Here is a 12927-nt window from a genome sequence, read left to right on the forward strand (position 1 = left end):
GAAAGCCACTTTCGCAACACCCTCAGCCCACCCCCGCGACCAAGACACGATGGCCGTACCCCTCGACAACGCCCAGAACCCACGCAGCCAGCGGAGGCCACTGGCCCCGCCCACGAAACGCGGGAGGTCAGTGTTTGGTGCTGGCCTGGCGGTACGCGGCGACGGTGAGTTCGGCGCACGCGCGCCAGGTGAAGTTCGCGACGTGGGCGCGGCGCGTGGCCGAAGTGGCGACGGCGTGCGGGTCGCTGACAGCCATCCGCAGCGCCTCCACGAGCCCGTCGACGTCCTCGTAAGGCACCAGGCTCGCGCAGTTCCCCGCGACCTCGCGCAGCGCCGGGATGTCCGTGCACACCACGGGAACGTCCGACGCCAGCGCTTCGAGCACCGGGAGCCCGAAGCCCTCGTCGCGTGACGGCAGCACCAGCGCGCTCGCCCCGGCGACGACCCGCCGGAGGTTCACGTCCGACAGGTATCCCACGTGTCGTGAACGTGGGCCCACCGAGAACGAACCGGGGCCGACGAACACCAGTTCCGGCAGATCCGGCGCGGCCTCGTGCGCCTGCTGGAGCCAGTGCAAACCCTTGCGGGGCCCCGGGGCACCGGCGAAGAGCAGGTACTTGTCCGGGAGGCCGAGTTCCTTGCGGCGTTCCTTGTCCGGCGGGCGCGCGGTGAACCAGGCCGGGTTCACCCCGAGCGGGGTGACGACGATCTTGCGGCGGTCCACGTCGAGCCGTTCGGCGATCTGATCGGCGACGGCGTTGGTGGGCGTGCAGATCACGTCGGAGAGCCGGGCGCCCCGGCGGACCAGGCCCGGGAGTTCGTGATCGCTCGGCGCGAGCTCCTCGGGAGCGTCCAAGAAGGCCAGATCGTGGATCGTCACCACGCCCGCCGCGCGGAACCGGCCGGGCAGCACGAAGTTGGTGCCGTGCACGACGTCCGTCGGCCCGGCGAACAGTTCCACCGGCGGGAGCTGGGAACGCAGCCACGTCTTGCGCAGCAACCGTGCGGACACCGGCATCCCGCGGGCCCGGACGCCGTGCGGGAGCACGTGCCGCAGCCGTCGCCAGCCGCGCAATGTGAACGCGACCGCACGAGTGTCCACTTCGGACATCGAGGCGAGTTCTTCGGACAGCGCGACGGTGTACCGGCCGATACCCGTCCTGGCACCGAGAAGCGGGGTCCCGTCGAGCAGGACGCGCAAGGGGCGGTCAGCCACGGCCGAGCCTCTGCTTCGCGACCTTGAGCACTCGGCCGCCGACGCGCCGCACGAGTTCCTTCGGACCGCCGTCGGAGAGGTACTCGCGGATCAGGTCGACGTCGCGGCGCAGCATTTCCTTGCCCCGCAACGGCGCGGTGACCACGAGGTCGTCCGAACCGGGCAGCCGGTCGGCGGCGGGCCGCGGGTTCCGGCAGAACTCCACCAGCGGTTTCAGCGCTTCCGGCCAGGTGTAGCGCTGAGCGACGGCGGCCATCCGCTCGACGCAGCCCGCGGCGAACTCCTCGTCGTACAACGCCTTTTCCAGCGCGGCGGCCAGCGCGTCCACGTCCTCGGCCGGGACGACGACACCGAGCCGTTCGTCGCGGACCAGATCGGCGAACGAGTCGCCGTCCGTGGTGACGATCGGCAGCCCGGCCCAAAGGTAGTCCAGCACGCGGGTGCGGAACGCGAACGTCGTCTCGACGTGCTCGTAATGCGTGGTGACGCCGCAGTTCGCGTCCAGCAGCCAGTTCTGGCGCTCCTCGTACGGCACCCAGTGCTGGTTGAAGAACACGTGCTTGCCGGTGAGCCCGAGCGTGTCGGAGAGCAGCATCGTGCGCGCCCCGATGTCCATCTCGGTGACCTCGGGGTTGGGATGCTTCATCCCGAGGAACACCAGGCGGACGTCGCCGCGACGCTGACGCAGCTGTTCGATCGCGCGGACCAGGGTGAGCGGGTCGAACCAGCTGTAGACCCCGCCCGCCCACAGCACGACGTGATCGGTCTCGCCGATGCCGTCCAAAGTGGACCGGAGGCCAGGGCCGGTGCGGACCGGGGCGCTGGGGGACAGTCCGAACGGGACGATCGAGAGCAGCGACTGAGTGGTCGGGTCGGCGTCGTACAGTCGCGGCGAGAGCCTGCCCATCGCGGCGAGGTGACCCAGCCAGAAGTGACGCTGCCGTTCCGACGCGCACAGGAAGAAGTCCCCGCGCTCCAGCTGCGCGTCGAGGACCTTGGTGACGCCGATGAGGTCCAGCGCGCGTTTGTCGTCGGGGACGCCCTTGCCCTGTTCGAGCAGCTCCAGGTGCATCGGGTCGTACAGGTCCGCGACCACGATCTTGTGCGCGTACTGCTTCTTGAGCGAGGGCGCGAGTTCCAGCACGTGACCCTGCAGGACGATGATGTCGGCCCAGGCGATCGGCGTCTCCAGATCGCGCCGGGTCGCCGCGCTGACCCGGAACGGCGCGGGCGGCGGGTCGGCGAGCGGATTGACCGTCACCAGGTGGACGTCGTGCTCGGTGGACAGCGTCGCGGACATGTTCCACGCGCGGATCGCCGGGCCCGCCATCCGTTCGGTGATCGCGTCGCCGGTGATCACCAGGACCTTGCGACGTTGCCCGAAGAGCGCGTCGATGCCGAACGTCTCGACCAGGATGTCGTGCGCGGCGAGATAGCGCGGCAGCGGGTACGCGGGCTCCAAAGCCTTGCGCATCAAGGGAAGCAGGTCGGCGTCGGTGCGGACGCGGGCGGCCTGCTCGGCGGCCCGGGACTCGGCGAGCGACGGCATCAGCTCGACGAACTGGTCGATCGCGAGCACGCCCGCCAGGGTGGTCCTCGGTACCTCGACCGGACCGGTCTCGGCCGGGCCGACGCCCTGGGCGAGGTCGAGCTGAGTGGCGTCGAGGTCGCCGCGCGCCGTCGCCCGGCGGACGGCCAGCGCCAGCGCGGCGGGAAGTGCGCGCGTGAGCGTCTCGTCGGAGAGGTTCTTGTACAGCGCGGCCAAAGCGTTGCGCTCCAGCAGGAACGTCTCACGGCCGGAGTCGGGAGCGTCCACTGTGGACATCGTGGCGTGGTGCTTGTGATAGGTCAGCGACTCCGGCACGTACCGCACACGCCAGCCGCGCAGGTTCAGCCGCCAGCCGAGGTCGACGTCCTCGTAGAACATGAAGAACCGCTCGTCGAACCCGCCGAGCTCGGTGAACACCCCGGCGCGGACGAACATCGCCGAACCGGTCGCGAACAGGACGTCCTTCGCGATCTCGTGTTCGGCGGCGGGGACGTCGGCCAGCGGGCTGCCGGCGTGGCGCTTGTAGCCCATGCCGAACCAGGTCAGGCCAGCGTCGACGAAGTCGGTGCCGGTGCCTTCCCAGTCGAGGACCTTGCTGGCCACCGCGGCGACCGTCGGCTGCGCGCGCAGTTCGGCGACGGCCGCGCCGACCCAGCCGGGAGCCGGGCGGGCGTCGTTGTTGAGGAAGGCGAGGACGGTGCCGGTGGCGTGCTTCGCGCCGAGGTTGCAGCCGCCCGCGAAGCCGGAGTTCACCGGGGACTCGACGAGCTTGACGCCCGGGACGGCGGCCTTGATCTCGGCCACGTCGGCGCCGCCGGAGGCGTTGTCGACGCAGATGACCTCGAGGTTCGGGTAATCGTGTTCAGCGAGTGCGCGCAGGCAGGTGACGGTGTCGGCGGCTCCCCGGTAGTTCACCACGACCACCGAGACGACCGGTTGCGTTTCCCCCTGCGCCAAAGCCGTACTCCCTGCACTCGATTGGACCAATCCTAAAGCCCGGCCCAAGCGTCCCAGACCGCGCCTCGGCCGAGCGCCGCCCGTCGCCCGATGGCCCGCCGCTCGACCAGCGTGCGCGGCAGTCGGGCGGCGACGGCGCCCAGGACCCGGCACCGGAGGCTCAGACGGAAGTTCGGCGCCTGCGGTTTCCCTCGTAAAGGGAGTACCGCGGTGAGCACGGCGAACTTCACCAGCTGGCGGATCGCCACCTGTCCCGGTGCGCACCGGAGCAGGGTCAGCAGGCGGTTGCGCTCGTTCCACAGGTGGAACTGGACCGAACCCGGACGGGTGCTCGCACCATGCTGATGGGTGACGTCGGCCTCCGCGCCGACGACGTCCCAGCCCGCCAGCCGCAACCGCCACGCGGTGTCGGTGTCCTCGTAGTAGCAGAAATAGGAGGCGGGGACGCCGCCGACGGAGCGGAGTGCCTCGACGTTCAGCACCGCCGCGCCCCCGCAGAAGCCGAAGACCTCTTCGGCGGGTTCGGGCAGGTCGGCGCCGTGGCCGTCGGCGGTCAGGCGGACGCCGGTGGACTGGACGGTTCCGTCGGCCAGTGTCAGGCGGGCGCTCACGGCGGCGGCGAGCGGAGCCTTCCCGAGGGTGTCTTCGCAGGTCGCGAGCCACTCCGGGGCAGGCGCGGCGTCGTCGTTCAGCCACGCCATCAGCGGGGTGTCCACTTTGTCCAGTGCGGCGGCCATGGCACCCGCGTAGCCGGTGTTGCGCCGCAGCCGCAGGACCTCGGGTTTCGACGGATGAGCGGCGAGAATCGCGGCCGTCCCGTCGTCGGAGGCGTTGTCGACGACCAGGGTGCGATGCGGGCGGGACTGCGCGGCGAGGGCGTCGAGACAGGCGGTGACGTGCTCGGCGCCGCGCCAGGTGACCACGACGACGGTGGTGCTGGTCATGCCAGAGAGAATAGAGACATGCCCGAACTGGTCGTGCTCGCCGAGCAGCTGCTGGCGCCCGTCCCCGGCGGGACAGGCCGCTACACCGGCGAACTGCTGCGGGCACTCGCCGAGACCGCGCCGCCCGGCTGGACGGTGTCGAGCGTGGTCGCGCGGCACGGCGACATCGAGGCCGCGGTCGTCGAAGGTGTCGAAGGGCCGCGAGTGCTGCCGATCCCGCCGCGAGCGCTGATCGCCGCGTGGCAGCTGGGGCTGCCGTGGTGGCCGGGCGGCGACGCGGTCCACGCGCCGACGCCGCTCGCGCCCGCGCGGGTGCCGAAGGGGCGGACGCTGTCGGTCGCGGTGCACGACACCGTGCCGTGGACGCATCCCGAGACGTTGACCCCGCGCGGCGTCGCGTGGCACAAGGCTGTGATCGCGCGGGCCGCGTCGCGGGCGACCGCGCTGACGGTGCCCACGCAAGCGATTGCGGACGAGCTCACCGCGCTGGTGCCGGTGTCCGTGCCGCTGCGCGTGATCCCGCACGGCGTCCGGCCGCATGCCGAGTTCGCCGAGGTCACGGTGCCGGAGCGGTACGTGCTCGCGATCGGGACGATCGAGCCGCGCAAGGGCATCGACGTGCTGATCGACGCCGCCGGCCGGATCGGGGTGCCGCTGGTGCTGGCCGGTCAGCCGGGCTGGGGCGGGATCGACCCGGTGGCGCTGGCGCGCGAGCACGGCGCCGACGTCCGGCTGCTGGGGAAGGTGAGCGACGCGGAACTGGCGTTCGTGCTGCGGGGCGCTTCGGTGCTGGCGATGCCGAGCCGGGCGGAGGGGTTCGGGCTGCCGCTGATCGAGGCGATGGCGGCCGGGGTGCCGGTGGTGCATTCGGACGTCCCGGCTCTGGTCGAGGTGGCCGGGGGAGCGGGAGTCGCCGTCCCGGTGGGGGACGCGCAAACGCTTGCCGACGCACTGCGAGGCGTACTAGACCATCCGGAGCAGGCGGCAGCGCTGCGTGACAGTGGTCTCAGCCGTTCGAGTGAGTTCACCTGGCAGCGTGCCGCTTCCGCCGTTTGGGGCCTTCACCAGCGCGATCAGTTTGTCGGTTCCCGACCGCTGAGCTAGTGCGCGGTCGTACCCTCCTAGGGTGACCGATGACCCTCGCGTGCTGATCGACGCGACAGCCGTCCCCGCGGACAGGGGTGGCGTCGGTCGTTACGTGGATTCGCTGGTCGCGGCGCTGGACGAGGACGGCGCGCGGATCACCGTCGTCTGCCAGCCGCGGGACGCGGTGCTGTACGACCGGCTGGCGCCCGGCGCGCGGATCGTGCCCACCTCGCCGTCGACGTCGACCAGGACCGCCAGGCTGACCTGGGAGCAGGCGACCCTGCCCCGGCTGGTCCGCCGGCTCGCCGCCGACGTCGTCCATTCGCCGCACTACACGATGCCGCTGGCCAGCCCGGCCGCTTCGGTGGTGACGCTGCACGACGCGACCTTCTTCACCGACGCGGTGTTGCACTCTTCGGTGAAGGCGCGCTTCTTCCGCGCCTGGACCGCGACGGCGCTTCGCCGGGCGACACTGTGTGTCGTGCCGAGCATCGCGACGGCGGCCGAACTGGAGCGCGTCGGCCAGGTGCGGACGGCCGAACTGGAGATCATCCACCACGGCGTCGAACCGGACCGGTTCCATCCGCCTTCGCCTGCCGAAGTCGAGGCCGCGCGTAAGGCCGTCGGACTCGGGAAGACGCCGTACGTCGCCTTCCTCGGCGCACTCGAACCGCGCAAGAACGTGCCCGCGCTGATCCGCGGTTTCGCGCGCGCCGTGCTCGGCAGGCCGAACCCGCCGGCGCTGGTGCTGGCCGGACAGCCGGGCTGGGACTCGCAGGTCGAACGCGCGCTGGACGCCGTGCCGCATCGGCTGCGGGTGATCCGGGCCGGATACCTGCCGTTCGACACGCTCGCCGGGTTCCTCGGCGGCTCGGAACTGGTCGCCTACCCCAGCCTCGGTGAGGGTTTCGGGCTGCCGGTGCTGGAGGCGATGGCGTGCGGGGCGAGCGTGCTCACGACCCGGCGGCTTTCGCTGCCGGAGGTCGGCGGGGACGCGGTCGCCTACTGCGGTGTCGGTGCCGGTGATGTCGCGGCGGCGATCTCGGAGCTGCTCGACGCTCCCGCTCGGCGGGCTGAGCTGGCCGAAGCCGCGCAGCTGCGGGCGAAGGAGTTCTCGTGGGCGACGACCGCGGAGCGCCATCGGGAGGCTTACGCGAAGGCTTGGCACCGGCATGCGCAGCGGCGGGCGGGCTGAAGCTTCGGCCTCGTGAGTGGTGAGGCCGGTTCTCTTGAGGAGTAAGGCGAACGTGGCGGGTTGGTGAGGAACGTCCCCAATGTGGCGGTGGGGACGCTCAACGTCCCCAACGCCACATTGGGGGCACGCCTCAACGACATGACACGTTTGCCCTACCCCTCAATAACCGGCGTAGTCACTCACGAGGCGATGGCGTCGCGCAGGTCAGGCGCAGGGGAAGCAAGGGACCTTTGCTATCGTCCCGGCGTCGGGGGTGGGGCGCGAGGCACGTTCGGTGACGGGTGGACAATGGCCGCGTGACTGAGCACCCCAGCTACGGCGACGGGATCGCCGTCGTGACCGTGACGTACTTCCCCGGCGAGACCCTCGAGAAGTTCCTCGACACGCTCGAGAAGGCGACGGACCGGGACGTCCAGGTCGTCGTCGCGGACAACGACTCCACGGACGGCGCGCCGGAGAAGGCCGCCCGCCGGGAGAACGTCAAACTGCTCAGCATCGGTGAGAACGTCGGTTACGGCACGGCCGCCAACCGCGGTGTCGCGGAGCTCGACGACAGTTACGGCTGGGTCGTCGTGGTGAACCCGGACCTCGAATGGGAGCCCGGTTCGCTCGACGCGCTGCTGGAGGTCGCCGAGCGCTGGCCGCGCGGTGGCGCGTTCGGCCCGCTCATCCACGACCTCGACGGCACGGTCTACCCGTCGGCCCGGCTGCTGCCGTCGTTCGGCCGCGGGATCGGGCATGCGGCGTTCGGCAAGATCTGGCCGGGCAACCCGTGGACGCGGCAGTACCGCCAGGAGACCGGCACCCCGGTCGAGCGTACGGCGGGCTGGCTTTCCGGGTCCTGCCAGCTGATCCGCCGTGAGGCCTTCGACTCGGTCGACGGGTTCGACACGCGCTACTTCATGTACTTCGAGGACGTCGACCTCGGCGATCGGCTCTCGCGCGCGGGCTGGCTGAACGTGTACGCGCCTTCGTCCAGCGTCATGCACATCGGCGGGCACTCGACTTCGCAGGCTTCGGAGAAGATGCTGCGCGCGCACCACGTCAGCGCGTACCGCTACCTCTCGGACCGTCACCGCGGCCTCCTGTGGAAGCCGGTCATGCTCGCGGTGAAGGCCGGACTCGCGCTGCGGCTCAAGCTCGAAACGCGCAAGAAGTAGCCGTTCCGGCCATCGGAACTCGCGCGACTCGGCCGTCCGCCGTCGTTACCGTCGGTGCATGAACTTCGCCGAACTGGACACCTGGCTGACGGAACGCGCCGGGCAGGACCTCTTCTCCGGGGTCGTGCTGATCCGGCGCGGCGACGAGACGCTCTTCGAACGTGGATACGGCCTGGCCAGCCGCCGCTGGTCGGTGCCGAACGCGCCGGACGTCCGGTACGACACCGCGTCGATCACCAAAGTCGTCACCGCGATCGCCGCAATGCGCCTGGCCGACGAGGGACGGCTGGGCCTCGACCGCCCGATCGGCGAGATCCTCGACCTCGGCGGCACGGCGATCGCGGCAGGGGCGACGACACGGCAGCTGCTCACGCACACGTCCGGGATCGCCGACGACGCCGACGAGGAGGCGGGCGAAAGTTACGAGGCGCTGTGGGTCGACAAGCCGGTGTATTCAGTTGTGGACACGCGTGACCACTTGCCCAATTTCGCTTACCGGGCAGCGAATTTCGCGCCGGGGGAGGGCTGCCGGTACTGCAATTCGGGCTATATCCTCGCCGGGCTGGTGATCGAGGAGATCACCGGGACGCCGTATCGCGACCACGTCCGGGAGATCGTGCTCGACCGCGCGGGGATGACCGATTCGGGGTTCTTCGACAGGCGTGATCCGCAGCCGAAGGTCGCCGAAGGCTGGGACCCGATCTTCGAGGGCGAGCGGATCACCGGCTGGAAGCAGAACATCTTCAGCTACCCGCCGATCGGTTCACCCGATGGGGGTGTCTACTGCACCGTCGGAGACCTTGTCCGGCTGCTGCGGGCGATCCGCGATGAACGGCTCTTGAGCCCTGAGGGCACGAAGGAACTCCTCACGCCGCAAGTGCTTCACAGCCGTGGCGTCTGGTACGGCTTCGGCCTCGAATTCGTCCTGGACCAGGACGGTTCGGTGCGGAACTACTACAAGGACGGCGGGAACGCCGGCGTCTGCTCGCTCATGCGGCACTATCCGGAGGAGGGGCTGGACGTCGCGATGCTGTCCAACGCCACGTACGGCGGGGGTGCGGCGATCAAGGAAATCGATCGGGTGATCCGAGCCGCCTGAGCCGAGTCCCGATGTCATGAAAGGGTCGTTCAGGACGAAAAGTGTCCTGAACGACCCTTTCATGACATGCGCGTAAGGCTAGATGCCGTCCAGACGGCGCGAGAGGTTCGAACGCCCCGAAGGGTTCTGCTTCACCGTCGGGACCAGGCCGCCGATCTCGTTCTCGGCGGTCTCCGGCTCCGGCTGCTCGATCAGGGGACTCTGCACCGGCGCGGCGGGCGGCCGCCGGGTGAGCGGGGTCGTCGCGTGCGGCAGGGGCCTGGTCGGCTGGGTGCCGGGACGGCGAGGGTACGGCTGCGGCTGTGTCGAGCCTTCGCCGCGCACCGGCGGCAGGTCCAGCCTCGTCGTCGGTTCGGGTCCGGCCAGCGGATGGTCGTTCTCCGCGATCAGCGAAGCCGGTAGCTGGGTGGTCGTGTCCGGGTCCGATGACCGGTCGATCTCGGCGACCACCGATCGGGGGATCTGCTGGGTGTTCGCGGAGTCCATCGGAGACGTCGCGTTGTCCGGTGTCACGACGAAGGCTCCACGCGCGCTGGCGCGTGCGAGCAGGGCGTCCGCCCGAGCACGGGGGTCCATTCCCCTAGGCCTCCCGACTGACCTGGGGCCCTCTGGGTTCAGGGCCGACTGTGTGGTGTCTAGGGTAGGCCCTAGGAGCGGCCGCCGTCAGCAGACCCGCAAACGTCTTCCGACAAAGTTGGCGAGCCCGTGGCCGGCCCGAAGGAACTCAGGCTTCCATGTCCGACAGGATCCGGGTACTGGAATCGGCCTTGTCCGTGCCGCCGATGCCGTAGATCATCGAAATCTTGTTGCGGGCGCCCGCCTCGACCTCGTCGGCCGGGAGCTCGTCGACGTTGCGCCGGTCCCCGCCGTTGCAGAACTCGAGTTCCGTGTCCGGGTACGCCGCGCGGATCAGGTCGAACGACTCGTTGATGCCCGGCCCCTGCTCGACGGCGACGTACACGTCGTCGACGATGCGCAGCGCGCGGACGATCCGGGCGCGGACGTCCTCGACCTGGATCACCCTGCCCTTCTTGAGGACCTGCTGGTGATCGTTGTTGACGATGACGATCAGGTAACCGGACCTGGCCTGCGCGGACTCGAACAGGTCGAGATGGCCCTGGTGGAGCGGGTTGAAGTACCCACTGACGATCGAGGCCTTCGCCGGTCGCGATGTCATCGTCGGTGTCCTCCGTCGGCTTACGGTTGAGGCGCATCAGCTTAGCGTCGGCGGCACCGTGCGCCGGGCGGCCCGCGTAACCCTAGCCGAGTGCCGGGTAGTTTCCGTGTGTGCGATTCCGCCCCGGCTTCGAGCTCGACCTGGACACGGTACTGGGTCCGTTGAGTCGTGGGTCGCGCTCGCCCAACGTCGTCCGCACCGAGGGCGGGGTCACCTGGCTGGCCGCGAACACCGAGGACGGCGCGGGCACGCTCGCGTTGCTGCGGCGCGCGGACGGCGAGGTCGAGGCGGAGGCCTGGGGCCCCGGCGCGGACAGGCTGCTCGACGGCGTCCCGGCGATGCTGGGCGCGCACGACGACGACTCCGAGTTCGTCGCGCACCACGACGTCATCGCGTCGGCGCGGCGCCTGAATCCGGGATTGCGCCTCGGCTCGACCGGCCGGGTGTGGGACGCGCTGGTGCTCGCCGTGCTGGAACAGAAGGTGACCAGCTCGGAGGCGCTGCGGTCGTGGAGCGAACTGTGCCGCGGGTTCGGGGAACAGGCGCCGGGGCCGGGCCCGTCACGGCTGCGCGTGCCGCCGACGCCGGTCGCCATCCGATCCATTGTGGACTGGAAATGGCATCGCGCCGGAGTGGACCTGAAACGGCGGACGACGCTGATCACCGCGGCCCGCGTCGCGTCCCGGCTGGAGAAAGCCGTCGAACTGAAGGGTGTCGAAGGCCGGGCCTTGCTGCGGAAGGTGCCCGGCATCGGGGTGTGGACCGCGGCGGAGATCGCGCAGCGCGCCTGGGGCGACCCGGACGCGGTGAGCTTCGGCGACTACAACATCCCGTCGATGGTCGGGCACGCGCTCGTCGGCACGAAACTCGACGACGCCGGGATGTCCGAGGTGCTGGCGCCGTATTCGCCGCAGCGGCAGCGCGCGGTGCGATATCTGTCGACGGCCGGATTCCGCCGCCCGAGGTTCGGGCCGAAGATCGAGCTCCGCGACTACCGCGCGATGTGATCGCGGATCAGCTGCCCCAGCCCTGCGGCGGGTAGGTCTGCTGCTGGCTCGGGTACTGCGGCGGCTGCTGCGAGTACTGGTGGTGGGGCAGCGCGGGCGGCTGCTTGGTGTTCGACTTCACCAGGAAGAAGACGCCGACCCCGATCCCGGCCAGGACCAGGAAACCGACCACGAATACCAAAAGGAAGACCATGCCCCGAGAGTAGCCGGAAGCCCCGTCACCAGCCCGGCGGCGGCTGCTGCGGAGGCCGGCCGGGGTACTGCTGCGGCGGGTACGGCCCTTGGGGACCACCCTGCGGGTACTGCGGCGGATACGGCTGCTGAGGGTACTGGGGCGGGTACGGCGGCTTCGGTTTGTTGAGCGTCTTGATCAGGAAGTAGATCCCGAACCCGACGCCCACGAGCACCGCCAGGATGACCACCAGCTGAATGATTCCGATAACGGTAGACCCCCTTCGTTCGTCCCAGCGGAGGGTAGATCAGCCCAGCGCCGCGTCGATGATCGCCTTGGCCTCGTCCTTGCCGAGCCCCAGTTTCCTGGTCAGCGCGGCGTAGTCGGCGGCCGCCTGCCGCGCCCGTTCGCGGGTCTCGTCCCCGACGGCGCTGACGAACGTCCCCGCCCGCCCGCGGGTCTCGATCAGGCCCGCTTCCTCTAGCTCGCGGTAGGCCTTCGCGGCCGTGTTCGGGGCGATGCCGAGGTCTTCGGCGAGTTTCCGCACGGTCGGGAGTTTCGCCCCGACGGGCAGCGTGCCGTCGTTGATCTGTGCCGCGTAGGCGGTGCGGACCTGCTCGAAGGGTGGGATCGAGGAGTTCGGGTCGACTCGGACCATGCGGTTGACTCTCTACTGGCGGGGCGGGATCACCTGGGTGCGGTCGCCGCCGGGGACGACCTGGGTGGCGTCACCCGAGCCACCGGGCACCACCTGCGTCCGGTCACCGCCACCCGCGGGCGAGACGACCTGGGTGCGGTCGGCGCCGGCGTCCGCCCGCTGCTGCGGGGAAACGACCTGCGTGCGGTCGGCACTGGCGTCGATCGGCGGCCCGGCCTGCGGGGGAGGCGGCGGGAAACCGGGCTGGGACATCGAAGGCTGGGGCATCGGCGGCTGCGACGCGAACGGGTTGGGCACCGGGGCGCCGGGCGGCGGCGCGAAACCCACCGGGGCGCCGGGCTGCGGCGCGAAACCCGCCTGGGCGGGAGCCGGAGGCGGCGGGAAGCCGGGCGCCTGGCCGTAACCGGGCGCGGGCGGCGGCGGGAAACCGGGCTGCTGCTGCCAGTTGCCCTGCGGGGCGGGGCCACCGGCGGGCGGGGGAGGCGGCGGGAAGCCCGGAGCCGGGCCGCCACCGCCGAAGTTCGGGTTCTGCGGGAAGGACATCGGCGGCTTCTTCGCCTGGTTGACCTTCACGATGATCACCACGATCACGATGATGATAATGATGATCGCCAGGATCAGCAGGACCCAGCCGGCGCCGTCACCGTCACCGCTGCTGTGGACCCGGACCCGGTCCAGGTATGGCGTCAGCGTCGTCAACATCATTC

The 12927-nt window shown here is 70.4% G+C and carries 14 protein-coding genes; 5 read left to right on the forward strand and 9 right to left on the reverse strand.

Annotated features, from left to right (window positions below; genetic code table 11):
- Window positions 1-127 precede the first annotated feature (127 nt).
- The 3 genes from ACZ6YV_RS33120 to ACZ6YV_RS33130 are packed head-to-tail and all read right to left on the reverse strand — an operon-like array spanning window position 128 to window position 4666.
- The gene (locus tag ACZ6YV_RS33120) at window positions 128-1216 is read right to left on the reverse strand and encodes a glycosyltransferase family 4 protein (RefSeq protein WP_465513353.1); all 1089 of its coding nucleotides are present in this window, start codon (window positions 1214-1216) and stop codon (window positions 128-130) included.
- Window positions 1209-3722, reverse strand: a complete 2514-nt coding sequence (locus ACZ6YV_RS33125) for a glycosyltransferase (protein WP_465513354.1) — start codon at window positions 3720-3722, stop codon at window positions 1209-1211. Before ACZ6YV_RS33125 ends, ACZ6YV_RS33120 begins: the two co-directional genes overlap by 8 nt.
- Window positions 3723-3754: 32 nt before the next feature.
- Window positions 3755-4666 carry a glycosyltransferase family 2 protein gene (locus ACZ6YV_RS33130; RefSeq protein ID WP_465513355.1) on the reverse strand — a complete coding sequence of 304 codons (912 nt, stop codon included), beginning with the start codon at window positions 4664-4666 and terminating at the stop codon, window positions 3755-3757.
- 18 nt (window positions 4667-4684) lie between these two features.
- Between ACZ6YV_RS33130 and ACZ6YV_RS33135 the strand changes: the two genes are divergently transcribed.
- The 4 genes from ACZ6YV_RS33135 (at window position 4685) to ACZ6YV_RS33150 (ending at window position 9206) form a co-directional block, all read left to right on the forward strand.
- Window positions 4685-5770 (forward strand): glycosyltransferase family 4 protein, encoded by a 1086-nt coding sequence (locus tag ACZ6YV_RS33135; RefSeq protein WP_465513356.1) that lies wholly within the window; start codon window positions 4685-4687, stop codon window positions 5768-5770.
- Between the two features lie 40 nt (window positions 5771-5810).
- The gene (locus ACZ6YV_RS33140) at window positions 5811-6947 is read left to right on the forward strand and encodes a glycosyltransferase family 4 protein (RefSeq protein WP_465513392.1); all 1137 of its coding nucleotides are present in this window, start codon (window positions 5811-5813) and stop codon (window positions 6945-6947) included.
- A gap of 296 nt (window positions 6948-7243) precedes the next feature.
- Window positions 7244-8107 carry a glycosyltransferase family 2 protein gene (locus ACZ6YV_RS33145; protein ID WP_465513357.1) on the forward strand — a complete coding sequence of 288 codons (864 nt, stop codon included), beginning with the start codon at window positions 7244-7246 and terminating at the stop codon, window positions 8105-8107.
- A gap of 58 nt (window positions 8108-8165) precedes the next feature.
- Complete coding sequence (locus tag ACZ6YV_RS33150; RefSeq protein ID WP_465513358.1) at window positions 8166-9206, forward strand: serine hydrolase domain-containing protein; 1041 nt, start codon at window positions 8166-8168, stop codon at window positions 9204-9206.
- Window positions 9207-9284: 78 nt separating this feature from the next.
- Here the strand turns inward: ACZ6YV_RS33150 and ACZ6YV_RS33155 are convergent, their stop codons facing one another.
- Together ACZ6YV_RS33155 and ACZ6YV_RS33160 are read right to left on the reverse strand one after the other, a co-directional pair.
- The gene (locus ACZ6YV_RS33155; RefSeq protein WP_378240817.1) at window positions 9285-9782 is read right to left on the reverse strand and encodes a hypothetical protein; all 498 of its coding nucleotides are present in this window, start codon (window positions 9780-9782) and stop codon (window positions 9285-9287) included.
- A 148-nt stretch (window positions 9783-9930) separates the two neighbouring features.
- Entirely contained in the window at window positions 9931-10383 is a 453-nt protein-coding gene (locus ACZ6YV_RS33160) for an adenylyltransferase/cytidyltransferase family protein (RefSeq protein WP_465513359.1), read from the reverse strand.
- Window positions 10384-10493: 110 nt separating this feature from the next.
- On the opposite strand from ACZ6YV_RS33160, the gene ACZ6YV_RS33165 reads away from it, so the two are divergent.
- Window positions 10494-11390: a DNA-3-methyladenine glycosylase family protein gene (locus tag ACZ6YV_RS33165; protein WP_465513360.1), complete on the forward strand. Its 897-nt coding sequence runs from the start codon at window positions 10494-10496 to the stop codon at window positions 11388-11390.
- Between the two features lie 7 nt (window positions 11391-11397).
- Here ACZ6YV_RS33165 and ACZ6YV_RS33170 read toward each other — a convergent pair whose 3' ends face one another.
- Genes ACZ6YV_RS33170 through ACZ6YV_RS33185 form a run of 4 tightly spaced genes read right to left on the reverse strand, consistent with a single transcriptional unit; the run spans window position 11398 to window position 12922 of the window.
- Window positions 11398-11583: a hypothetical protein gene (locus ACZ6YV_RS33170; RefSeq protein ID WP_465513361.1), complete on the reverse strand. Its 186-nt coding sequence runs from the start codon at window positions 11581-11583 to the stop codon at window positions 11398-11400.
- Between the two features lie 25 nt (window positions 11584-11608).
- Complete coding sequence (locus tag ACZ6YV_RS33175) at window positions 11609-11812, reverse strand: hypothetical protein (protein ID WP_465513362.1); 204 nt, start codon at window positions 11810-11812, stop codon at window positions 11609-11611.
- A 57-nt stretch (window positions 11813-11869) separates the two neighbouring features.
- Window positions 11870-12220 carry a GntR family transcriptional regulator gene (locus ACZ6YV_RS33180; protein ID WP_465513363.1) on the reverse strand — a complete coding sequence of 117 codons (351 nt, stop codon included), beginning with the start codon at window positions 12218-12220 and terminating at the stop codon, window positions 11870-11872.
- Window positions 12221-12232: 12 nt separating this feature from the next.
- Complete coding sequence (locus tag ACZ6YV_RS33185) at window positions 12233-12922, reverse strand: hypothetical protein (RefSeq protein WP_465513364.1); 690 nt, start codon at window positions 12920-12922, stop codon at window positions 12233-12235.
- Window positions 12923-12927 lie beyond the last annotated feature (5 nt).

The organism is Amycolatopsis sp. NPDC102522 (assembly GCF_055584485.1).